This window comes from Novosphingobium sp. UBA1939, from assembly GCF_002336885.1.
Taxonomy (GTDB): Bacteria; Pseudomonadota; Alphaproteobacteria; order Sphingomonadales; family Sphingomonadaceae; genus Novosphingobium.
Map to the genome: position 1 here is coordinate 82,585 of NZ_DDFB01000034.1, position 23,049 is coordinate 105,633.

Consider the following 23,049-nt stretch of genomic DNA (forward strand, 5'->3'; position numbering starts at 1 on the left):
GGAAAGGCCCCCTCGTCCCGCCGCCGCTCAGAACGTGCTCTCGGGGATGATGATCACATCCCCGGGCATGAGCAGGACGTTGGCCTTGCTGTCCCCCTTGCGCAGCAGATCGCCCAGCTTGACCGCGTATTCCTTCTGCTTGCCGGTCTGCTTGTCGAAGCGGATCAGGCGGGCGCGATTGCCGGCGGCGTATTCCGAGAGGCCACCGACCGCGATCATCGCGTCCAGCAGCGTCATGTTGGCGCGATAGGGGATCGAGGCCGGCTTTTCCGTGGCCCCGACGATGCGCACCTGCTGGCTGAACGTGCCGGCGAACTTGTTGACGATGACCGAGACGATCGGCTCCTGGATGTACTGCGACAACTGGAGCTTGAGGTCTTCCGCCAGCATCGACGGCGTCTTGCCCACCGCCGGCATGTCGGTGATCAGCGGCGTGGTGATGCGCCCGTCGGGCCGCACCTGCACGCTGGCGCCGAGTTCGGGGTTGCGCCACACGAAGATCGTCAGTTCGTCGAGCGGACCGATCACGTATTCCTCGCCCGGCCCTTCCTGCAGCGAGACGAACGAGGCCGGCGGAAGCTGCGGCTTGCCGCCCGAACCCGCGCAGCCCGTCAGGGCAAGGCTTGCCATGGCGGTGCCGGCAAGCAGGCGGGTCAGACGCGTATCGATCGGCATGGACTGTCCTTTTCCGAGCCAGCGGCATCGCTTCCGCCGTCCCGCCAAGGGACGCGAAAGGCACCGCTATTCAGTGTCGGCTATCGCCAAAAAGGGTGAAGATACCGTTAGCCTTCACTGAACCGCGCCCGCGAAACAGCGGGAATTTGCGGCCAGTCCCGAAACGGCACGGATCGGGCGGACAGTATGAAAATCCGCTCCGTTACGGATTCATACGAGGATTTCGGCCGCCGGCCCCTGCCCCAGGAACATCGCCGGGCTGGCGCTGGCGCCATAGGCCCCGGCACAGAAGATCGCCACCAGATCGCCGGGATGGGCGCGCGGAAAGCCGCCCTTGTCGGCCAGCCGGTCCAGCGGGGTACAGAGGCAGCCGACGATGCTCGCCTCTTCCTCCACCGGGGCACCGAACCGCGTGGCGATGGCGCTGGGATAGTTGCGCCGCACCACCGTGCCGAAGTTGCCGCTGGCGGCAAGCTGGTGATGCAGACCGCCATCGGTAACGAGGTAGATCTCGCCGTGGCTTTCCTTGCGATCGACGATCCGGGTCAGATAGACGCCCGCTTCGCCCACCAGATAACGGCCCAGCTCGATGCAGAAGTGCGTGTCGGCGAGCACCGCCGGCAGGTCCGCGAAGCGTTCGGCAAGAGCCGCGCCCACGGCCGCGACGTCCACCGCCTCGTCGCCGGGGAAATAGGGAATGCCCATGCCGCCGCCCAGGTTGCACTTGGGCAGCGGCGCGCCGCTTTCTTCCGCCAGCCGCGCCGCCAGTTGCAGCGTCTGTGCCTGCGTATCGGCGATGGCGGCCGCATCAAGCGCCTGACTTCCCGCGAAAATATGGAAACCGCGCCATTCCGCGCCCGCCGCGATCAGGCGGCGCGCCAGCGCCGGCACTCTCGCCGCATCGATCCCGAACGGCTTGGCCCCGCCGCCCATCTTCATGCCCGATCCCTTGAGATCGAAATCGGGATTGACGCGGATGGCAAGACGCGGCGTCCGCCCCAGCCGTTCGGCGATGGCCAGGGCGCGCTCCGCCTCGCCTTCCGATTCGAGATTGAGCGTCACGCCCCTCGCAATCGCCGCTTCCAGCTCTGCATCGCGCTTGCCCGGCCCGGCGAAGCTCACCAGCGCCGGATCGATACCGGCGGCTTCCACTATCGCCTGTTCGCCGCCCGACGCGATATCGAATCCGTCGACCAGCCCGGCCATGTGCGCGAGCAGCGGCCCGAACGGATTGGCCTTCACCGCATAGTGGATCGCCAACCGCTCCGGCATCGCGGCGCGCAACCCGGCCATCTTCCGGTCGAGCAATTCGCGCGCATAGACGAACAGCGGGGTATTCCCCGCGTCCGCCGCAAGATCGCTCGCCTTGCGACCAGCGATGGCCAGTTCCCCGTCGATCGCGGCGAAACCGGGCGGGATGGGGCCGAGCGGCTTCATGCGTTATCTCCGCCCGCGAGTTCGGCGGCCAGCGCCACGCGGTCCAGCTTGCCGTTGGGGCTGACCGGCATGTCCGCCCGCCAGTGGACGAGGCGCGGCACCATGAAATTGGGCAGCGCGCGGGTCAGCGCGGGCAGCAGTTCCGCCTCGGCTTTCTCCGGCGCCACGGCGGGCCGGGCGACAAGATGGATCGCGTGCCCCAGGTGCGGATCGGGCAGGCCCAGCGCGACGGCTTCGGCGACCAGGCCAGTGGCCACCGCCGCTTCCTCCACTTCCTGCGGGCTGACACGGTTGCCCGAGGTCTTGATCATGGCATCGCGCCGCCCCACGAAATGCAGCAGCCCTTCGGCGTCGCGCCGCACGCGGTCGCCCGACCAGACCGCCATGCCGCCAAGCGCGGAGAACGCCGGCGCGGGGCGAAAGCGTTCGGCGGTGCGTACGGTGTCCTGCCAATAGCCCTGCGCCACCAACGGCCCGGCGTGCACCAGTTCGCCTTCCTCATCCGGCGCGGCTTCGGCGCCGCTGTCGGCCACGACCATGATCTCGGCAAAGGGAATCGCCCGGCCGATCGAGGTGGGGTGGCGATCGACCAGATCGGGATCGAGATAGGTGGAACGGAACGCCTCGGTCAGCCCGTACATCGGATAGAGCCGGGCTTCGGGAAACTTCGCGCGCAAGGCGCGCACCAGCGAGGGCGTCAGCGCGCCACCGCTGTTGGTCAGCCGGCGCAGTTGCCGGGCGGCGTCTTCGGGCCAGTCCTGCTCCACCAGTTGCAGCCACAGCGGCGGAACCGCGGCAATGCTGGTCACGCCATCGCGCGCCACGGCCTTCACCACATCGCGCGGGGTCAGGTAATCGAGCGGCACCACCGCGCCCCCGGCGTACCACGTCGAAAGCAGCTGGTTCTGGCCGTAATCGAACGCGAAGGGCAGCACCGCCAGCACGCGGTCCGCCGCCGTCACCTTCAGGTAATACGCCACGCTGACCGCCCCCAGCCACAGGTTCGCATGGCTGAGCACCACGCCCTTGGGCCGGCCGGTCGATCCGCTGGTGTAGAGAATCGCCGCCAGATCGTCGGACATGGACTGGCTCGGTGGCAGCGGATCGGCCTCCCCGGCAAGACCCGCGCGCACGCCGGCTTCCTCGCACAGCGCGGCCTGCCCGGCATCGCCCGGCTCCAGCGTATCGAGCCGCGCCGTGTTGGAAATCATCAGCCGCGCGCCGCTGTCGGCCAGGATATGCGCCACCTGCGCCCGCTTGAGCAGCGGGTTCACAGGAACATGCACCAGCCCGGCGCGCACCGCCGCCAGCGGCATCAGGCACGCCAGTTCGGTCTTGGCCAGCCATGTCGCCACTCGCGCGCCCTTTTCCGGCACCTGCCGGGCGAGCCATGCAGCAAGCCGGCCTACACGGTCATTTAACGCCTCGAAGCTAAGGGTCTCGTTCCGCAGGACCAGCGCCGGGGCTTCCGGCGCGCCGCGCAACGGCAGATGGTCCAGCGGATGAACGGTAGGATCGGGATCGGCGGACACGCGGCTTTCGGACCTTCGCAACGGGGAATTCGGTTCTTGGGCGCCATCGTCTATCACGCCAGTCTTAACGAAGCGCAAGAAGACGCCGCGCTTTCGCGCCTGCTCGGGCGCGAGATGCAGCACGCGCCGTTCGACCGGCTGGACTGGTACGCGCTGCTGGCACGCGAATGCCTCGATCCCGCGCGCTGCTTCCTGGCGACCGCCCGCGATGGGGACGAACGCGCGGTGCTGCCGGTGCGCCAGACCGCGCCGGGCACGCTGGAACCGCTCGGCAACTGGTACAGCTTCTTCACCCGCGCGCGCTGGACCGATCAGGGCGCCGCGCTGCTCGAAGGCATCGCGCGCGACCTGTCACGCACGCACGACGGGATCGTGCTGTCACCGCTGCCCGAGGAAGACGTGGCGCCGCTGACCGCCGCGTTCCGCAAGGCGGGCTGGCTGGCGTTCGCCACCCCGTACGATACCAACCATATCCTGCCGGTCGATGGCCGCAGCTTTGCCGAATACTGGGCCGCCCGCCCCGGCCGCCTGCGCGAAACCGTGCGCCGCAAGGGCAAGAAGGGGGTGGTCGATCTGCGCATCGCCACCGCGTTCAACGAAGCGGACTGGGCCGCCTATGAAACGATCTATCGGCTGAGCTGGAAGCCGGAAGAAGGCAGCCCCGCCTTCCTGCGCCGCTTCGCCGAAGCCGAAAGCGCGGCCGGCAATCTGCGGCTGGGCATCGCCACGATCGACGGCAAGCCTGTGGCAGCGCAGTTCTGGACGGTGGAAGGCGGCACCGCCTTCATTCACAAGCTGGCGCACGATGAAAGCGCCAAGGCCCATTCGCCGGGCACGCTGCTGACCGCCGCGCTGTTCGAACACGTGATCGATCGCGACCGCGTGCGCGAAGTGGACTTCGGCACCGGTGACGATCCCTACAAGCGCGACTGGATGGAAAGCACCCGCACGCGCTGGCAGGTGGCGTTCTACCGTCCGCTCGCTCCGCGCCGCTGGCCGGCCATCGCCAAGGCGCTCGTGCGCGGCGGGCGGACGTAACGCCCCTTGCTCCGGACTCCCGCGCTGGCTAGACGCCGCGAAAACCATGATATCAGGGAAGGTTCGATAGTGACCGGTCTGGCCAACGACGAAACCGACACGCTGCTCCGCGCGATCCTGCGCGACGTTCTGGGTCTCGCGGCGGACCGCGTTGCCGCGTTCGATGCGGATACCGGGCTGTTCGGCGCGCTGCCCGAACTCGATTCGATGGCCGTGGCCGGCCTGCTCACCGAAATGGAAGACCGCTTCGACATCGTGATCGATGATGACGAAGTCGATGGCGAGTTGCTGGAAACCTACGGCAACCTGCTCGCCTTCGCGCAGGCCAAGCGCGCGGCCGCCTGATCGCGGTGTTCGCCGACTGGCCCTGCCCCGGCCCGGAAGGCCCCGCCAGCGAACAGGCGCTCGCGTTCGACCGTGACCGCGCGCACCGCCTGCTGATCGTGCCCGCGCTGTTCGAGGAAGCGAACCGCACGCGGCGCTTCCTGGTCGAAACCATGCGCCGGCTCGACGCCGCCGGGATCGACAGCTTCCTGCCCGACCTGCCCGGCTGCAACGAAAGCCCGCAGGACTTTGCCGCCCAGAGCCTCCACGCCTGGCGCACCGCCATGATACAGGCGGCGGCGCACTTCGCCGTATCGCATGTGCTGGCGGTGCGTGGCGGGGCGCTGGTCTTTCCCACCTCGCTGCCGGGCTGGGTGCTGGAGCCGGTCAAGGGCGCCACGGTCCTGCGCCAGATGCTCCGCGCCCGCACGCTCTCCGCGCGCGAGGCCGGGCGTGATGAGGACAGCGCGACGCTGCTGGAGCACGGCCGCGCCGAAGGGCTGGACCTCGCCGGATACCGCTGCGGCGCCTCGCTGATCGCGGGGCTGGAGACGGCCCTGCCAGCGGACGAGGGGCAGCGCACGATCCGGCAGGCTGAGCTTGGCGGCAGCGCGCTGTGGCTGCGCGCCGAACCGGGCGAGGATGCTGCGCAGTCGGATGCCCTGGCCGCCATGATCGCGCGCGAGATCGCCGCGTGAACCGCCTGCACCTGACCTTCCCGTGCGAAGGCGCGGCGCTGGCGGGCACGCTGGACATGGCCGCCGCCACGGGGACCACGGGCCTGCTCATCCTCTCAGGCGGCAACGAGATACGCGCCGGAGCGTGGGCCGGACAGGCGCAACTCGCGGCCCGGCTCGCGCGCCATGGCGTTCCCGTGTTCCGCTTCGACCGGCGCGGCGTGGGGGACAGCGAAGGCGCCAACGGCGGGTTCCGCTCCAGCCGCGATGATCTGGCCGCCGCGCTCGCCGCGTTCCGCAAGGCGGCGCCGCAAGTCCGCCGTGTGGTCGCTTTCGGCAATTGCGATGCCGCCGCGGCGCTGCTGCTGCACCACGCCGGGCTGGGCATCGATGCGCTGGTGCTGGCGAACCCGTGGACGATCGATGGCGAGGAAGCGCCCGCAGCGATGCCCGCCACCGCGATCCGCCAACGCTATCTCGCCAAGCTGAAGAACCCGCGCGAAGTGCTGCGCCTGCTGACGGGCGGCGTAAACCTCGCCAAGCTGTTCCGGGGCCTGCGCAGCGCCGCCGCGCCGGCGGCCGCGCCCTCCTCCCTGGTGGACGCGTTACGCGCGGGGGCCGACGCATTCGCCGGGCCGCTCACCATCCTGATCGCCAGCGGCGACCGCACCGCGCAACTGTTCGAGGCGGCGTGGCCCAAAGACGATGCGCGCGTCCAGCGGATCGCCAGCGCATCGCACAGCTTTTCCGACGATGCGGCCCGCGAATGGCTGTTCGCGCGCCTGCTGGACGTTCTGGATTAGCCGACCGCTTCCGTCTTGGTCGCGGCGAAATCCAGTTCGGCCACGAACCGTTCCGCATCCAGCGCCGCCATGCAACCGGTGCCGGCCGCCGTCACCGCCTGGCGATAGGTGTGGTCCATCACGTCGCCGGCCGCGAACACGCCGGGGATCGCGGTCTTGGGCGTGCCGGGCTGGACGACGATATAGCCGCTCTCGTCCAGTTCCAGCTTGCCCTTGAACAGTTCGGTGGCCGGGGCGTGGCCGATCGCGACGAAGGCGCCGTCCGTCTCCACCACCGACTGTTCGCCCGTTTCGGTATCGATCACTGCCACGCCGGTCAGGCCCTTGCCGGGTTCGCCCACGAAACGGTCGACCTTCTTGTTCCACAGCACCTTCACATGGGGATGCGCGAACAGGCGGTCCTGCAGGATCTTTTCGGCGCGGAAGGAATCGCGGCGGTGGATGATCGTCACGTCCTGCGAATGGTTGGTGAGGTAGAGCGCTTCCTCGACAGCCGTGTTGCCGCCGCCGATGACCACGACCTTCTTGCCGCGATAGAAGAACCCGTCGCAAGTGGCGCAGGCGGAAACGCCCTTGCCACCGAACTCGACTTCACCCGGCACGCCCAGCCACTTGGCCTGCGCGCCCGTGGCGATCACCAGCGTATCGCCTTCGTAGATGTCGCCGCTATCGCCCACGGCGCGGAACGGCGGGCCTTCCAGGCTGACCTCGGTGATCGTGTCCCACAGCATCCGCGTGCCGACGTGCTCGGCCTGGGCCTGCATTTCCTGCACCAGCCACGGCCCCTGCACGGCTTCGCGGAAACCGGGATAGTTCTCGACATCGGTGGTGATGGTCAACTGGCCGCCCGGCTGCAGCCCCTGCACCACGATCGGCTCCATACCCGCTCGCGCGCCATAGATCGCGGCGGTGAGCCCGGCAGGGCCGGAACCTATGATGAGCATGCGGGTCTTGTGCGTGGTGGCCATGGTGAACTCCGGTCGGGGCCTTGGCAACGGATGCCGAAACTGGGCACGCGACATAGGAAACCGGGGCGCGGAATGCGAGTCCGCGCGGTCCGGTTATCCGGCAAATTCGCCTTGTGATCGGCGAGGTCAGACTATCAGGCGCCGCTCCAGCGCCGCGATATCGGCTTTGCCGAAGCCCAGTACCGCATCGGCATAGGCCTCTACCGAGCCATGTTGTTCGCGAATCGCGGTAAGGCTCGTGTCGAGGTAATCAGCATGGACCGACATCAGCACCCGCACCGCCGCATCATCCATGTGCCGGCCGAACCCGGCGCGCACGTGGCGCGCGCCGGCCGCGATACGTGCCTCGGCGTTGCCCGCCGTGTTGGTCAGCAGGTAATCTTCCACGATATCGTCGGGATGGACCCCCAGCAGGTGATGCACCAACGCGGCGGCCACGCCCGTCCGGTCCTTGCCGGCCAGGCAATGCAGCAGGCCTGCCCCGTCCCGATCGACCAGCGCGCGCAGATAGAGGCGATAGGTGCCGACCAGCACGGGGCGGAACGGCAGGGTTTCGTAGAGCCGGGTCATCGCGGCGTGCGCGTCGGCGGCAGTGCGGACTTGCTCGGCCGCTTCCTCGTGCGCCGCGCGGCCATGAGCGCTGGCAGTCTCGCCCGGGTGGAACAGGACATGCCCTTCGAATTCGGGATGGCGCAGGCACGGACAGGCTTCGCGCTCGCTATCGCCGCGCAAGTCGATCACGGTGGCGATGCCCAGCCGATGCACCGCATCGAGATCGTCCGCCGTGGCATCGCCATGCTGGCCCGATCGCCACAGCACGCCCTGGCGGATGGCACCGCCGCGCGCGCGATACCCGCCGTAGTCCCGAAAGTTGTGAATACCCTGCATGGGCAGGACGCGGGTGTCCGCATCGATCATCTAGTCAGGCTCCTCGTTCGGGATGCCTTGTTGCCCTGCGGCAGGCCGATTGCAAGACAGTGACGGTTAACGCGGGTGGTTCATATCTGCCGGGCGTCACCGCAAGCGCATTGCAGGGCACGCGTCACCACGACGGAGGCCGGCGTCGGTTTGGGCACGAGAATCCCGCCCAGATCGCGCACCGCCATGTCCAGCCGCTCGACATCCCCGGTATGCAGCACATAGGGCACGCCGCGCGCGGCGAGCGCCCGCGCGACCGGCTCGCAGGTCTTGCCCTGCCCCAGCGACACATCGAGAATGGCCGCGCAGACCGGCTCGATATCAAGGATTTGAAGAGCTTCGTCAGGTTCAAGGGCGGTCAGCGGCACACACCCGGCATCGGCGACGGCACATTCCAGATCCAGCAGAATCAACGGCTCGTCGTCCAGAACCAGAATCCGCTTGGGACTTTCATGGTCACCGGCACCGGTCATGCCCGAATAGCTGTTGTCCTGCGTCACCAAACCGATTTGTCCCGGGCGCGGCCGCATTGCCGCTGGTCTTCGATACCGCCCACAATGCTTTTCCCGCCGGATGGTTCCAGCACACGGTAAATTTTGACAGCGACCGTGTTGATAGTTGGCGGCACGTTACTTCCGGTCGAGTGGAATGATCGCCACGGTCAGGCGTGAAACGCACACCAGCCGGCCTTCCCCGTCCTCGATGCGAATCGACCAGACGTGCGTGGTGCGGCCCAGCGCCTCCGGCCGGGCTGTCGCATAGACCCATCCATCGCGGACGGGACGGACGTGGTTGGCGTTGATCTCCATCCCGACCCCGACAAACTTGTCCGGATCGACGGTCATCGCCGCCGCCATCGAGCCGACTGTTTCCGCCAGTGCCACCGAAGCGCCGCCATGCAGCCGCCCGAACGGCTGGTGCGTGCGTTCGTCCACCGGCATTCGCGCCCGGATCCAGTCCGGCCCGCAATCGTCGAACTCGATACCCAGCAGCGCGGGCATGGCCTTCGTGCCCATGCGCGTCAGCCGCTCGAGCGAGGGCATCTCCCCATTCCACCAGATCATGCGAAACCTTCCGCCAGAAACGCTTCGGCACATCCCGCCAGCAATGCCGTTCCCAATGGAAGAACAGCCTCATCCACAACCATCCGCGTCGAATGGATGCCGCAGGCGTGGCGCCAGTCGGTTCCCTCGTGCGCAACGCCCAGGAAGAACATCGCGCCCGGCACCTTTTCGAGCACGTAGGAGAAGTCCTCCGCACCCATGATCGGATCGGCCAGGCGGTGGAACGCGTCCGGTCCGCGCAATTGCCGCGCCACCTTTTCGCCGAGATCGACTGCGCGGGCATCGCAGACCGTGACCGGGAAACCGGGCGTCAGGGTAACCTCCGCCGTCATGCCGTGCGCGGCGGCAATATGCGTTGCCAGCGTGCGCAGCCCCTCGCGCAGCGCCTCGCGGTTGGTGGGCGAAAGCGTGCGCAGCGTGCCCCCCAGCGTCGCAGTGTCGGCGATCACGTTGTGCGCCGTGCCCGCTTCCACTTTGGCCACGGTGGCGACGACGGGATCGGCGACCGGGAATTTGCGCGTGACCATGGCCTGCAGCGCCGTCACGATCTCGCAGGCCACGGGCACGGGATCGAGCGTGTAATGCGGCATGGAGGCATGGCCGCCACTGCCGCGCACCACGATCTCGAACTGGTCGGCCGAGGCCATCAGCGGGCCGGCGCGCCCGGCGACAAGGCCATGCGGGCTGTTGGGCATGATGTGCAGCGCGAACGCCGCTTCGGGCAGCGGGCGATCATCACCGCCCAGCAGACCGTCTTCAAGCATGAAGCGCGCGCCATGCCAGCCTTCCTCGCCCGGCTGGAACATGAAACGGACCTCGCCCGCCCAGCTTTCCCGCCGCGCGGCCAGCAACTCGACGGCGCCGGCCAGCATCGCGGTATGCGTGTCATGCCCGCAGGCGTGCATCGCGCCGGGAATGGTCGAGGCATAGGACAGCCCGGTTTCCTCGGGCATCGGCAGGGCATCCATGTCGCCCCGCAGCAGTACGGTGCGCCCTTCCCCCGCGCCGCCCTTCAACGTGGCAACAAGGCCGGTGGTGGACGGCCCTTCCCGCCATTCGAGCGGCAGATGGGCCAGCGCGGCGCGCACCTTGTCGCGCGTCTTCGGCGTCTGCAGACCCAGTTCCGGTTCGGCGTGAATCGCGCGGCGCAAGGAGACGATCCGTTCGGACAGTCCACGCGCCTGATCGAGCAGTTGGTCGGTGAGCATGACGGACATCATAGGCACGCCGCCGAAACGGTGTCGAGAGGGGCGGATGCGGATGCCGCATGGTTGCGCCCGGCGAATTGGACTTGCAGAGACCGCTCACACGTATTAATCGATCGATTAAATACTTCATCCAGCGAGCCGCCGGACACCGTTGCCCGGCACCGCCACAGGGAGAGACTGACCATGGCCGAAGCCTATATCATCGACGCCGTCCGCACGCCGCGCGGCGTGGGCAAGCCCGGCAAGGGCGCGCTTTCGCACCTGCATCCGCAGCACCTTGCCGCCACCGTGCTGAAGGCGATCAAGGACCGCAACCACCTCGACACCTCCACCGTGGACGACATCATCTGGTCCACCTCGTCGCAGGTCGGCAAACAGGGTGGCGACCTTGGCCGCATGTCGGCGCTGGCCGCCGGCTACGACATCACCGCCAGCGGCACCACGCTCGACCGGTTCTGCGGCGGTGGCATTACCTCGGTGAACCTCGCCTGCGCCTCGGTCATGTCGGGCATGGAAGACTGCGTGATCGCCGGGGGCACCGAAATGATGAGCTTCACGGCCGCCCACGGCGCGGAACAGGCCAATGCCGGCATCAAGCCGCTGGGCATGGGTTCGGGCAACGCGGCGCTTGACGCCATCCACCCGCAATCGCACCAGGGCGTGTGCGGCGATGCGATTGCCTCGATCGAGGGCATCAGCCGCGAGGCGCTCGATGCGCTCGCGCTCGTCAGCCAGCAGCGGGCGGACGTGGCGATCAAGGAAGGCCGCTTCGCCAAATCGGTCGTGCCGGTCTATAACGAGGACGGCTCGGTCGCGCTCGATCGCGAGGAGTTCCCCCGCCCCGAAACGACCGCCGAGGGCCTCGCCGCGCTCAAGCCCAGCTTCGCCGGGCTGGCCGATTTCGACCTTGGCGGAACCACCTTCCGCAAGCAGATCAACCGCCGTTATCCCGACGTGGAAATCCAGCATTTCCACCATGCTGGCAACTCCTCGGGCGTGGTGGACGGCGCCGCCGCCATCCTCGTCACGTCGAAGGACTATGCCGACAAGCACGGGCTCAAGCCCCGCGCCCGCATCGTTGCTTACGCCAACCAGGGTGACGATCCCACGCTGATGCTCAACGCCCCGGTTCCGGCGGCGAAGAAGGTGCTCGCCAAGGCCGGACTGACCAAGGACGACATCGACGTCTGGGAAATCAACGAAGCCTTCGCCGTGGTCGCCGAAAAGTTCATCCGCGATCTCGATCTCGACCGTTCGAAGGTGAACCCTAACGGCGGTGCGATGGCGCTGGGCCATCCGATCGGCGCCACGGGTTCGATCCTGATCGGCACCGCGCTCGACGAACTGGAGCGCACCGGCGGCCGCTATGGCCTCGTCACCATGTGCGCCGCCGGCGGCATGGCGCCCGCGATCATCATCGAACGAATCTGATACAGTACACCGTCGCCCCCGCGAAAGCGGGGGCCTCAGGCCTTTACAGGGGAACAAGGCACCGCCCGACCTCACGAGATCCCCGCCTTCGCGGGGTCGACGGGCTTCATGCCACCCGCGTCATTCGACCGGCTGGATCGGCTCCGCCGCGTTGGCCACGACCTTGAGCACCGCCGTCCACGCCGCCACGTTCTGCGCCAGCGCCTGCGGATCGACCTTGTCGAGCGTATCGTCGGGCGTGTGGTGCAGGTCGAAATAGTGCGTGCCGTCCTGGTTGAGATCGACCACGGCCAGCTTCTGCCTGGCGATCACGAAGCCCACGTCGGTTCCGCCCTCAACCTCGCCATGGCCGGCGACGATGCCCATCGGCGCAAGTGCGATGGCGATGCGATCGCCCAGCGCCTTGTTGCCCGCGGCGAACTTCGTGATCACGCGCCACACCCGATCCGCGCCAAAATCGCTTTCCATCGCCAGCGCGTGCGGTTCCCCATGCTTGTCCGCATAGGCCTTGCCGCCGAAGCCGCCCAGTTCCTCGCTCCCCGCCCACAGCACGCGGATCGTGCGCAAGGGCTTGCCCCCTTCCTGCGCCTTCAGCGCGGCGGCCGTCACGATCGCGCAGCCGGCGGCATCGTCGATGGCCCCGGTGCCGAGATCCCAGCTATCGAGATGGCAGCCGACCAGGATCGGCGGCAGCGATGGATCGCTGCCCGGCAGTTCGCCGATCACGTTGCCGGACGGCAGGTTGTCTGCCGTCTTGCCGGTTAGCGTGAGCGCGATGCGCACCGCCTTGCCGCCGGCCACCGTGCGCGCGATCAGATCGGCATCGGGATTCGAAACCGCCCCGGCCGGGATCGGCTTCACGCCGTCGGGCCAGTTGGTGGCGCCGGTATGCGGGTTGCGGTGGCTGTCGGTACCGATCGAGCGGATCACGACGCCGATCGCGCCCTTGCGCGCTGCAATGGCCGGGCCCTGCCGCCGGGCATTGCCATAGGGGCCGTAGCCGCTGCCATCCTGCGCCGCGCGCATGGCGTGGTCGATGTAGGCGATCTTGCCGGCGAGCGAGCCGTCCGGCGCGGCCTTCAGCGCGTCCAGTGTGGGGAAATAGACGAGTTCGCCCTCGATCCCGGCATCCGGCGTGGTGCCGCTATAGCCTAGCGCGGTCACGGCCAGATTTTGCGGCACCGGCGCTACCAGCCGCGCGCGATCCACGCCGCGCACATAGCCGCGGATGGGAAACGGCTCGACCGCGACATTGCGGAAGCCCAGCGCCTTCAGCTTTTCCGACGCCCATACCCGTGCCCGGGCCTCTGCCTCGCTGCCAGCAAGGCGCGGGCCGACATCGGTGGTCAGCCCCGCCACGATGTTCCACGCGACATCGTCCTTCGGCGGTTCCGCCTGCGCGGCAACGAGGGGAACGAAGGCGGCGGAGAGCGCGAGCGCGCGGAGCTTGTTTCGCATGAAACCTCTCCTATCTTTGGGGTGCTCTCCTGCCAACACCCTATCCGCCAAAACGCCCGCTTGCCCGGCCCTTCCCGCTTGGCTAGAGGCCGCATCAAGTGCCGAGTTCGCACGCCATTCCACCAAGGAACGATCATGGCCGCCCAATACGCCTACGTCATGAAGGACATGACGAAGACCTTCCCCGGCGCACCGAAGCCGGTGCTGAACAATATCAACCTGCAGTTCTATCAGGGCGCCAAGATCGGCATCGTCGGCCCGAACGGCGCCGGTAAATCGACCCTGATCAAGATCATGGCCGGGATCGACAAGGACTTCACCGGCGAAGCATGGCCGGGCGAGAACATCACCGTCGGCTATCTCGAGCAGGAGCCGCAGCTCGACGAGAGCAAGACCGTGCTCGAAAACGTCAAGGACGGTGCGCGCGCGACGGCGGACATGGTCGAGCGCTTCAACCAGATCGGCATGGAAATGGCCGAGGAAGACGCCGACTTCGACGCGTTGGGCGCGGAGATGGCCGAGCTTCAGGACAAGATCGACGCGGTCGATGGCTGGACGCTCGACAACCAGCTCGAAATCGCCATGGAAGCGCTGCGCTGCCCTCCCGGCGACTGGTCGGTGGCAAGCCTTTCGGGTGGTGAAAAGCGCCGCATCGCGCTGACCCGCCTGCTGATCCAGAAGCCTTCGATCCTGCTGCTCGACGAGCCGACCAACCACCTCGACGCCGAATCCGTCGAATGGCTGGAAAACCACCTCAAGGACTATGCCGGTGCGGTGCTGATGATCACCCACGACCGCTACTTCCTTGACAACGTGGTGGGCTGGATTCTCGAACTCGACCGCGGAAAGTACTTCCCCTACGAGGGCAACTACTCGACCTACCTCGAAACCAAGGCCAAGCGCATGGCCCAGGAAGAGCGCGAGGAAAGCGGCAAGCAGAAGGCGCTGCAGCGCGAACTCGAGTGGATCCGCCAGACCCCGGCCGCGCGCCAGACCAAGTCCAAGGCACGTATCCGCAAGTTCGAGGAACTGCAGAACGCCCAGGACAACCGTCCGGTCGGCAAGGCGCAGATCGTGATCCAGGTGCCCGAGCGCCTTGGCGGCAAGGTGATCGAGGTGAAGAACATCTCGAAGGCCTATGGCGACAAGCTGCTGTTCGAAGACCTGTCGTTCATGCTGCCGCCCGGCGGCATCGTCGGCGTGATCGGCCCGAACGGCGCGGGCAAATCCACGCTGTTCAAGATCCTGACCGGCAAGGAAGTGCCAGACACCGGTTCGGTGGAAATCGGTTCGACCGTCCACCTGGGCTATGTCGACCAGAGCCGCGACGACCTGAACCCGGCCAACAACGTGTGGCAGGAAATCTCGGACGGCCTCGATTACATGAAGGTCAACGGGCAGGACATGTCGACGCGCGCCTACGTCGGCGCGTTCAACTTCAAGGGTCCGGACCAGCAGAAGAACGTCGGCAAGCTTTCGGGCGGTGAGCGCAACCGCGTGCACATGGCCAAGATGCTAAAGGCCGGCGGCAACGTGCTGCTGCTCGACGAACCAACCAACGACCTCGACGTGGAAACGCTGGCGGCGCTGGAAGACGCGATCGAGAACTTCGCCGGCTGCGCCGTGGTCATCAGCCACGACCGCTTCTTCCTCGACCGTCTGGCCACGCATATCTTGGCGTTCGAGGGCAACAGCCATGTCGAATGGTTCGAAGGCAACTTCGCGGCTTACGAGGAAGACAAGCGCCGTCGCCTGGGCGACGCGGCCGACCGGCCCACCGCGCTGGCCTACAAGAAACTGACACGCTGATTTCCATCGGCGGAGCCTGAAACACGGTGCGGGGCGGGAGCACGGTTCCCGCCCCGTTTCGCTGTGCCGTTTCGGGAAAGCTGAACGAATGCCCTTGCAAGCGGTTCAGCGGCGCGACAGCGCGACTCCGGTAACACTGTGTCACATGACGTCACGGGATGGGCCGTGACCACAGGTGCATCGGAGAGCGGCCATGGCCGGGATCACATTCTTCAGGAACAGCCTGCTGGCGGCAGCCGCGCTCGCCTCGACGGTGGCCGCGCTTCCCACGGCCGCTTTCGCCCAGCAGGGCGACTGGCGGGGCGCGGGGCGCGAGGCGCGTGGGACTGAGCCCGGTCCGGGCCGTGGTGGCAACCGGGGTGGCGGCTGGAACGGAGGGGGCAATGGTGGAGGCGGCGGCGGTGGAGGCGGCTGGAATCGCCCCGCTCCACAACAGGCCCAACCGCAGCCCCAGCCCCAACCTCAGCCGCAACGCAACTGGGGTGGCGGCAATCCGGGCGGCTGGAACCAGAATCGCCCCCAATCACAACCCTCCATGCCCCAGCAGCAGGCGCCACGCGCGCCCCGCTCCTGGCAGGGAGGCGGCGATGGTGGTGTCCGTCCGGCGCCGCAGGACCGCGGTGATCGCTGGCAAGGGGGTGGCTGGCAGGGGGGTGGCTGGCAGGGGGGTGGCTGGCAGGGAGGCCGCAATGGCGACTGGCAGCGCGGCAATCCGAACCCGCGCCCGGACGGTCGCCGGCCCGATGGCCCGCGTCCCGACAATACCCGCCCCGGGCCGACCTATCGCGATGGCGTGGGCGTCCATTATGGCAACGGCCAGTGGCGGAACGACAATCGCGGATACGATCGCGGGCGGGACAATCGCTGGCGTGGCAACGATGGTTGGCGCGGCAACGACGGCTGGCGCTCGGGTGAAAGCTGGCGGGGGGACCGCGGACGCTGGAACAATGGCGGTGGCTGGAACAGCGACTGGCGGCGTGACCGGCGCTACGATTGGCGCGGCTATCGTGCTGAAAACCGCAGCATTTTCCGGTCCCGGCCCTACTATGCGCCCTATCGCGGGTATTCGTACAGCCGCCTCAGGGTAGGCTTCTTCCTGGATAGCGTGTTCTTCGGCAACCAGTACTGGATCAACGATCCGTGGTCCTATCGTCTGCCGGACGTGTACGGCCCCTATCGCTGGGTTCGCTACTACAACGACGTCCTGCTGGTAGATGTCTATTCCGGCGAGGTCGTGGACGTGATCTACGATTTCTTCTGGTAACGCCCAGATACTTCTGGTGACATCCAGACCGGAAACCGCCGGTTCTAAAGACGCGACGACCCGCCGGTGGCCCGTGCCAACCGGCGGGTCGAACGCTTCAAGGACGCGCCAGCGACGGCTCGCGGCGACCGTCGGGAATCACCGCGGTCCGCCGCTTCTCAGCTGATCGGCCCGATCGCGCGCAACACGCGCCGCATCACGGCATGGCCTTCATCGGTCAGGCGCACGAAGCGGCGGCGCGCATCTCCCCGGTCAGCCTTGCGGTAAAGCAGGCCTTCCTTTTCCAGCCGGGCAATCCACCGCAGGATGGTGGTGGAAGGGACACCGGCCTCGATGCACACGCTGGAAACCTGGATTTCCATGCCGCGTTTGCTGGCGATGTACAGGTCCAGAAGTATATCCCACGCCGGCTCGCCGAAAATCCGCCTTGGCCCCAGGGCGGAATCGCGCTTACGGCGCAAGTTATACAGGGCTTGAGCGAGCCGATAAGCTTCGGCCTCAGTATCGATCAGGGCTTCCAATGGAATACGACCTCCCTATATCAAAAGTAGGTCATCCCAAATTAGCGAAAGAAGAACATAGAATTCCTTGCCCGCTATTAGGCATAGCATTCCAATTCGACCCTTCCGCAAAGTTAGGACTTCGATTCCTACTTCCCGGTATTTATTTAACGACTTCTTCCTACGCCAATATTCACAGTATTTGCCCTGACTGGCAACGGCTCGCCACCGGATCGGATCAAAACCGCATTAACCTTAAATCGCCCCTGAACGCGGGGTGTGACATCCGTCACAAGGCGCCCACGCCTCTTGCTCCCCGTCCCGCCTTGGGTCATGAAAGCGGCGCCCATGATCTCCCTGTCTCGCAAGTCCCGTCCGCATCCGGACGCCGCCCTTCTCAAGCGTATCGGCCAGACCGTTCGCGCCCGTCTGGATGCCGATCCCGCGGCCTATCGCCTTCCGGTTGAAGGTCTTGAAATATATGGAGTTTCCAACTTCCTTTCCGAAGCGGAATGCCAGCGGCTGATCGCGACCATTGACGACGTCGCGCGCCCATCGCTTACCTACGATGGCAACCGCAGCGGGGGCCGCACGAGCTACTCCGGCGACGTCGATCCGTGGGACCCGTTCACCCTGATGTTGCAGCGCAGAATCGATGACCTGGTGGGGCTCGATCCCGACACCGGAGAGACCATTCAGGGGCAGCGTTACACCCCCGGACAGGAATTTTGTCCCCATTTTGACCATTTTAATCCGGACCAGCCGTTCTGGGATCGGGAGATGGGGCGTGGGGGTCAGCGAAGCTGGACCGCCATGGCCTATCTCAACGCCGTCGAGGAAGGCGGTTCAACCGATTTCCCAAAGGTCGACCTGTCGATTCCCCCCCAACGCGGCGCGTTGCTGGTGTGGAACAACATGGCCGTGGATGGCACTCCCAACCCCAACAGCCTTCATGCCGGCCGGCCGGTCGTCAAAGGCACCAAGTACGTCCTCACCAAGTGGTACCGGACACGCGCATGGGGCTGATCCGGGGGGCGGGCACGGCAAACCCGATGGTTCCGGCAAGCGGGGCTGCAAGCTGGCGCCTGCTTCGCGGCACCGCATTGGTCCTTGCCCTGGGGTTGACGGCAGCGGCAAGCGCCCCGCAGACCTCCTCACTGGCAGATCGGCCGGTCCCGCAAGCCACCGCGAAGGCCGGCTTCGTCCGGCAAAGCGAAGCAGCCCTGGCGCTCGACCGGTTGTTCATGGACGACAGCCGGGCGGAACAGGCGCTCGACCCGCTCGGTGCGCTGGAACAGGGCGAACAGATTCCGCTCGACCGCTTCCTGCTGCTGTTCACGCCGGAACTCGTCCATCGCCTGCGCGAAACCAACGCTGCCACGCTGGCCCGGCTGGACAGGATCGATCGCAATCAGCTCGATGACGCGCACCGCATTTCCTACGACGTGTTCCGCGATGCCAAGCTCCAGGAACGCGATGCGCTGGCTCCGCAGGTGGAGGCGCTCACCGCGGTTCGCCCGTTCAACCACTTCGGCGGCTTTCACGTCGAGTTTCCCGGCCTTGCTTCGTCCGAAACGCCTGTCCCGCTGGAAACGCCCGCCGATTTCGACGCGCTTCTGGCGCGTGACCGGGCGCTGCCGCAGGTCTTCGACCATGCGATCGCCCGGTTCCGCGAAGGCATGGCGGGCGGCGCGATCGAATCCCGCCTGACCGTGCGCAACATGATCGCGCAGATCGATACGATCCTGGCGCAGCCGGTCCAGCGATCCCCGTTCTATTCGCCCGTCGCGCAGTATCCCGCGCGATATGGCACCGGCGCCAAACGGCGCATCGCCGCCGCCTTCCGGCAGACAATCAGTCAATCGGTGTACCCCGCTTATCACAAACTTCGGGCTTTCCTTGCGGAGGAATACTACCCTGTCGCGCGCGAGGATGCCGGATTGTGGGCGATGAAGGGCGGAGACAGGCTCTATCGGCTGCTCATCCGCAATCACACGACCCTGCCGCTCGATCCCGATGCGGTGCACGATCTGGGCTTTGGTGAAGTGGCGCGCATCCAGCGCGAGATGGAAGGGGTGAAGACGGAACTGGGCTATGCCGGTCCGCTCAAGGCGTTCTTCGACGAATTGCGGGTGAACCCCCGATACCATCCGCGGACCGACGCGCAGCTTGCCGAGGGCTTTCGCGCCGTGGGCCGCAAAGTCGAAGCGCAGGCGCCGCGCTATTTCCTGCACCTGCCGCGCACGCCGCTGCTGATCCAGCCCTACCCCGCCTATCGCGCGCGCTACGAAGCCGGCGGCAGCTATAGCCAGGGCGCGCCGGACGGCAGCCGGCCGGGCGTGTTCTTCTACAACACCTACGACCTCAAAAGCCGCTTCCTGACGGGCATCACCACGCTTTACCTCCACGAAGGCGCGCCGGGGCATCATTTCCAGATCAGCCTGGCCCAGGAGAACGCCAGCCTGCCCGATTTCCAGCGTTTCGGGGGCAATACCGCCTATGTAGAAGGCTGGGCGCTCTATGCCGAGACGCTGGGTTACGAAATGGGGTTCTACAAGGACCCGATGCAGCACTGGGGCACGCTGGACGACGAGATGCTGCGCGCCATGCGGCTGGTGGTGGACACCGGCATCCACGCCAAGCGGTGGACGCGCGAACAGGCGATCGACTACATGCTCGCCAATTCCGGCATGGGTTGCAGCGATGCGACCGCCGAAGTCGAACGCTACATCGCCAATCCGGGGCAGGCGCTATCCTACAAAATCGGCGCGCTCACCATCCAGCGCCTGCGCCGCAAGGCCGAAGCGGAACTCGGCCCGCGCTTCGACATTCGCGCGTTTCACGATCAGGTGCTGGGCAGCGGCGCGCTGCCCATGCCGGTTCTGGAAGCGAAGGTCGACCGCTGGATCGCGGGGCAGCGGGGATAGTCGCGAGGGCGGCGCGTCCGCCCCGAAGGGCGCGCTCAGCCTTCCAGCGCCTCGGCAATCAGCTTGCGCGTGTTCTCGATGCCGTAGAGCGCGATGAAGCTGCCCATGCGCGGCCCCTGGCTGGAGCCCAGCAGCGTCTCGTAAAGCGCCTTGAACCAGTCGCGCAGGCTTTCGAAGCCGTAATGCGGGTCCTTGCCGATCTCGTAGACGATGTTCTGCAGTTCCTCGGCCGTGGTCTCGGCGCTGGCGGCGGCAAGTTCCTCGTCCAGCGCGGTCAGCGCCGCGATCTCGCCGTTCTCCGGCTTGCGCCGCTGCAACGTGGGCGCGATGAAATCGCGGTTATAGGCCAGCGCGCAGGTCACCAGCGTATCGAGCGCGGGATGCGCCGCCGGGTCGGCATCGTCCACATAGTTGGCAAGATACGACCAGACCTGTTCGCGCGTCGCGCCCGCGCCGAGCACGCCCACCAGATTGAGCAGCAGGCCATAAGTGACCGGCAGCTTCTCGCCCGCCCCGGCGGCATCGCCGTTGGCGCGCAGCAGGTGCCACACCGGGTTGCCCAGTTGCTGTTCGATCGGCTGCGCGGGCAGCTTCTCGCGGAACTGCCAGTATTCGTCCACCGCGCGCGGGATGATGCCAACGTGCAGAGACTTCGCGCTCTTGGGTTCGCGGAACAGGTAGAATCCCAGGCTTTCCTCGCTGCCGTAGTCAAGCCACTGCTCGATGGTCAGCCCGTTGCCCTTGGACTTGGAGATCTTCTCCCCCTTCTCGTCGAGGAAGAGTTCGTAGATCAGTCCTTCGGGACGGCGCCCACCCAGCACCTGCGCGATCCGGCCCGACTGCGTGACGCTGTCGGTCAGATCCTTGCCGCACATCTCGTAATCGACGCCAAGCGCCACCCAGCGCATCGCCCAGTCGACCTTCCATTGCAGCTTGGAGCGCCCGCCCAGGATAGACTGTTCGACCATCTCGCCGGTCACGTCCTCGAACCGGATCACGCCCGCTTCCGCATCGACCACGTCCACCGGCACCTGCAGCACCTGATGATTGGTCGGCGAAACCGGCAGGACCGGCGAATAGGTCTTGCGCCGTTCCTCACGCAGCGTGGGCAGCATGATGCCCATGATCGCGTCGTAATGGCGCAGCACGTTCTTCAGCGCATCGTCGAAACCGCCGGCATTGTAGCGATCGCTGGCCGAGACGAATTCGTAGTCGAAGCCGAAGCGGTCCAGAAACGCGCGCAGCATCGCGTTGTTGTGGTGCGCGAAGCTTTCGTGCGTGGCGAACGGATCGGGGATGCGCGACAGCGGATGGCCGATATAGGCGGCGAGCAGGCCCTTGTTGGGCACGTTGTCGGGCACCTTGCGCAGCCCGTCCATGTCGTCGGAAAAGGCGACGAGGCGCGTGGGATGGCCGCCCGTGAGCGCTTCATAGGCGCGGCGGACCAGCGTGGTGCGCAGCACTTCCTGGAACGTGCCGATGTGCGGCAGGCCCGAGGGGCCATAGCCCGTCTCGAACAGCACGGGCGCCAGATTTCCGGCGGCATCGCGTTTGCCGCCCGGATACCGCTTCACGATCTTGCGGGCTTCCTCGAACGGCCAGGCCTTGGAGACCTGCGCGGCTTCGAGCACGGACGGCGGACGGGTTTCGGTGTCGGTCATAGCGGGCGTCCTTTCGCCCGCCTGCCCCGCTTGCGCAAGGAAAAGCTGGCGCCGCTGACGACGTGGCCCGATCGTGGGAAGGACACCGCGCCGCGCAACCCAAAAAAGAACGGCCGCCCCGCCAGGGTGCGGGGCGGCCGCGCTGCGGCGCAAGACGCGGGGGAGAGCCTTTAGCGCAGCAGCGTCAGGACGGTCTGCTGGGCCTGGTTGGCCTGTGCGATCATCGCGGTCGATGCCTGGCTGAGTATCTGCGACTTCGCCAGCGCCGTGGTTTCGGCCGAGTAATCGGTGTCCTGAATCCGCGAACGCGCTTCCGAAAGGTTGGTCACGTTGCTGGTGAGGTTGTTCACCACCGATTCCAGCCTGTTCTGACCCGCGCCCAGTGAGGCGCGCGTCGCGCTGACATCCGAAAGCGCGGCTTCCACGTTGCTCATCGTGGTCACGGCCTTGGCCGCCGTGGTGACGTCGAGCGCCGCCGCGGCCAGGTTCGTGCCGTCGATAGCCGTGCTGGTCAGCGTCACGGTATCGCCGCTGTTGGCCCCCGCCTGGATGTCGATCGACACGTCGGTGCCGGCCGTGGTGCTGAACAGCGCGTTGCCGTTGAACTTGACCGTGCTGAAGACGCTGCCGATCTGCTCGGTCAGCGCGGTCACTTCGGTCTGCATGTAAACGCGGTCGGTGGTGTCCTGATAGGTGCCCGAAGCCGACTGGTTCGCCAGTTCACGGATGCGCTGGAGCATGTTGGTCACTTCGCCCAGCGCGCCTTCGGCGGTCTGCGCCAGCGAGATGCCATCGTTGGCGTTGCGGATGCCCTGGCTCATGCCCTTGATCTGCGAGGTCATGGACGTGGTGATGGCAAGGCCGGCCGCGTCATCCTTGGCGCTGTTGATGCGCATGCCGGTGGACAGGCGCTCCATCGAAAGGCCCAGGGTCTTGGTCGCGCTGTTGGATGCGTTCGCCGCGCGTATCGCGTTGATGTTCGTATTGATAACGGTCATGACAAGTACCTCCACTCTGTCTGCCGGAACGATCCGGCGCGGACCTGCTGGTCCCGGGGCAAAGACCGGTGTGGAAGCGGGGGGTTTCAGGGCATCCGTGTCAGTACGTAGTCCGCGGGCAAAGATCGCTTCAGTATGATCCCTGTCAATCATGTGATTGTTTTAGCCTAATAATCTCCGATCTTCACCATTTCTGACAGCCGCGCATCGGGAAACGCGACAGGCCATGGCTTGCCCCGCGTTCCAGTTCCGTTCTATGCGGAACGGATGGCTGCCCTTACCCTTCCCGCGCTCCATGCCAGCCATGGCGGCTGCTGGCTGCGCGATGCCTCGCTGACGGGCAGCCCGTCCACGCGC

21 protein-coding genes are annotated in these 23,049 nt (G+C 66.6%); 9 read left to right on the plus strand and 12 right to left on the minus strand.

The features are described from left to right. Nucleotides 1-27: 27 nt before the first annotated feature. From B3547_RS05635 to B3547_RS05645, 3 genes are all read right to left on the minus strand, one after another. Nucleotides 28-675 carry an XrtA/PEP-CTERM system exopolysaccharide export protein gene (locus B3547_RS05635; protein WP_124807951.1) on the minus strand — a complete coding sequence of 216 codons (648 nt, stop codon included), beginning with the start codon at nucleotides 673-675 and terminating at the stop codon, nucleotides 28-30. A gap of 210 nt (nucleotides 676-885) precedes the next feature. Continuing rightward, nucleotides 886-2,112: a pyridoxal-dependent decarboxylase, exosortase A system-associated gene (locus tag B3547_RS05640; RefSeq protein WP_292961051.1), complete on the minus strand. Its 1,227-nt coding sequence runs from the start codon at nucleotides 2,110-2,112 to the stop codon at nucleotides 886-888. Continuing rightward, on the minus strand, nucleotides 2,109-3,644 hold the full coding sequence (locus tag B3547_RS05645) for an acyl-CoA ligase (AMP-forming), exosortase A system-associated (protein WP_292961054.1): 1,536 nt from the start codon (nucleotides 3,642-3,644) through the stop codon (nucleotides 2,109-2,111). The genes B3547_RS05640 and B3547_RS05645 overlap by 4 nt, the downstream gene beginning before the upstream one ends. 36 nt (nucleotides 3,645-3,680) lie before the next feature. Between B3547_RS05645 and B3547_RS05650 the strand changes: the two genes are divergently transcribed. The 4 genes from B3547_RS05650 to B3547_RS05665 all read left to right on the plus strand — a co-directional run bounded on the left by B3547_RS05650 (nucleotide 3,681) and on the right by B3547_RS05665 (nucleotide 6,486). Then, the gene (locus B3547_RS05650; protein WP_292961056.1) at nucleotides 3,681-4,682 is read left to right on the plus strand and encodes a GNAT family N-acetyltransferase; all 1,002 of its coding nucleotides are present in this window, start codon (nucleotides 3,681-3,683) and stop codon (nucleotides 4,680-4,682) included. 69 nt (nucleotides 4,683-4,751) lie between these two features. Then, nucleotides 4,752-5,027: a phosphopantetheine-binding protein gene (locus B3547_RS05655; protein WP_124807955.1), complete on the plus strand. Its 276-nt coding sequence runs from the start codon at nucleotides 4,752-4,754 to the stop codon at nucleotides 5,025-5,027. Between the two features lie 5 nt (nucleotides 5,028-5,032). Continuing rightward, nucleotides 5,033-5,704, plus strand: a complete 672-nt coding sequence (locus tag B3547_RS05660; protein WP_292961060.1) for a hypothetical protein — start codon at nucleotides 5,033-5,035, stop codon at nucleotides 5,702-5,704. Next, on the plus strand, nucleotides 5,701-6,486 hold the full coding sequence (locus B3547_RS05665; protein WP_292961062.1) for a hydrolase 1, exosortase A system-associated: 786 nt from the start codon (nucleotides 5,701-5,703) through the stop codon (nucleotides 6,484-6,486). The genes B3547_RS05660 and B3547_RS05665 overlap by 4 nt, the downstream gene beginning before the upstream one ends. Here the strand turns inward: B3547_RS05665 and trxB are convergent. From trxB to B3547_RS05690, 5 genes are all read right to left on the minus strand, one after another. Then, on the minus strand, nucleotides 6,483-7,454 hold the full coding sequence (trxB, locus tag B3547_RS05670; protein ID WP_292961064.1) for a thioredoxin-disulfide reductase: 972 nt from the start codon (nucleotides 7,452-7,454) through the stop codon (nucleotides 6,483-6,485). The genes B3547_RS05665 and trxB overlap by 4 nt on opposite strands. Before the next feature lie 126 nt (nucleotides 7,455-7,580). Further along, on the minus strand, nucleotides 7,581-8,372 hold the full coding sequence (locus B3547_RS05675; RefSeq protein WP_292961066.1) for a tyrosine-protein phosphatase: 792 nt from the start codon (nucleotides 8,370-8,372) through the stop codon (nucleotides 7,581-7,583). 80 nt (nucleotides 8,373-8,452) lie between these two features. Continuing rightward, nucleotides 8,453-8,872: a response regulator gene (locus B3547_RS05680; protein WP_292961068.1), complete on the minus strand. Its 420-nt coding sequence runs from the start codon at nucleotides 8,870-8,872 to the stop codon at nucleotides 8,453-8,455. 129 nt (nucleotides 8,873-9,001) lie between these two features. Further along, a complete protein-coding gene (locus B3547_RS05685; protein WP_124807960.1) occupies nucleotides 9,002-9,436 on the minus strand; it encodes a hotdog fold thioesterase in 435 nt (144 codons plus the stop codon). Next, nucleotides 9,433-10,656 carry a M20 metallopeptidase family protein gene (locus B3547_RS05690; RefSeq protein WP_414690500.1) on the minus strand — a complete coding sequence of 408 codons (1,224 nt, stop codon included), beginning with the start codon at nucleotides 10,654-10,656 and terminating at the stop codon, nucleotides 9,433-9,435. The genes B3547_RS05685 and B3547_RS05690 overlap by 4 nt, the downstream gene beginning before the upstream one ends. 171 nt (nucleotides 10,657-10,827) lie before the next feature. Between B3547_RS05690 and B3547_RS05695 the strand changes: the two genes are divergently transcribed. Further along, the gene (locus B3547_RS05695) at nucleotides 10,828-12,075 is read left to right on the plus strand and encodes an acetyl-CoA C-acetyltransferase (protein WP_124807962.1); all 1,248 of its coding nucleotides are present in this window, start codon (nucleotides 10,828-10,830) and stop codon (nucleotides 12,073-12,075) included. Between the two features lie 120 nt (nucleotides 12,076-12,195). On the opposite strand, the gene B3547_RS05700 is transcribed toward B3547_RS05695, so the two are convergent. Then, a complete protein-coding gene (locus tag B3547_RS05700; RefSeq protein ID WP_292961071.1) occupies nucleotides 12,196-13,533 on the minus strand; it encodes a M28 family peptidase in 1,338 nt (445 codons plus the stop codon). A gap of 135 nt (nucleotides 13,534-13,668) precedes the next feature. On the opposite strand from B3547_RS05700, the gene ettA reads away from it, so the two are divergent. Together ettA and B3547_RS05710 are read left to right on the plus strand one after the other, a co-directional pair. Then, entirely contained in the window at nucleotides 13,669-15,342 is a 1,674-nt protein-coding gene (gene ettA, locus B3547_RS05705; protein ID WP_292961073.1) for an energy-dependent translational throttle protein EttA, read from the plus strand. Nucleotides 15,343-15,535: 193 nt separating this feature from the next. Then, a complete protein-coding gene (locus tag B3547_RS05710) occupies nucleotides 15,536-16,606 on the plus strand; it encodes an RcnB family protein (RefSeq protein ID WP_292961074.1) in 1,071 nt (356 codons plus the stop codon). A 158-nt stretch (nucleotides 16,607-16,764) separates the two neighbouring features. Here B3547_RS05710 and B3547_RS05715 read toward each other — a convergent pair whose 3' ends face one another. Beyond that, the gene (locus B3547_RS05715; protein WP_124807966.1) at nucleotides 16,765-17,127 is read right to left on the minus strand and encodes a winged helix DNA-binding protein; all 363 of its coding nucleotides are present in this window, start codon (nucleotides 17,125-17,127) and stop codon (nucleotides 16,765-16,767) included. 327 nt (nucleotides 17,128-17,454) lie between these two features. Here B3547_RS05715 and B3547_RS05720 point away from each other — a divergent pair, with 327 nt between their 5' ends. Together B3547_RS05720 and B3547_RS05725 are read left to right on the plus strand one after the other, a co-directional pair. Beyond that, a complete protein-coding gene (locus B3547_RS05720) occupies nucleotides 17,455-18,132 on the plus strand; it encodes a prolyl hydroxylase family protein (protein WP_292961076.1) in 678 nt (225 codons plus the stop codon). Further along, nucleotides 18,123-20,033 carry a DUF885 domain-containing protein gene (locus B3547_RS05725; protein WP_292961077.1) on the plus strand — a complete coding sequence of 637 codons (1,911 nt, stop codon included), beginning with the start codon at nucleotides 18,123-18,125 and terminating at the stop codon, nucleotides 20,031-20,033. Before B3547_RS05720 ends, B3547_RS05725 begins: the two co-directional genes overlap by 10 nt. 35 nt (nucleotides 20,034-20,068) lie before the next feature. Here the strand turns inward: B3547_RS05725 and B3547_RS05730 are convergent, their stop codons facing one another. Beyond that, nucleotides 20,069-21,694 (minus strand): lysine--tRNA ligase, encoded by a 1,626-nt coding sequence (locus B3547_RS05730; protein WP_292961079.1) that lies wholly within the window; start codon nucleotides 21,692-21,694, stop codon nucleotides 20,069-20,071. Between the two features lie 170 nt (nucleotides 21,695-21,864). Continuing rightward, complete coding sequence (locus B3547_RS05735) at nucleotides 21,865-22,692, minus strand: flagellin (protein WP_124807970.1); 828 nt, start codon at nucleotides 22,690-22,692, stop codon at nucleotides 21,865-21,867. Between the last annotated feature and the right edge of the window lie 357 nt (nucleotides 22,693-23,049).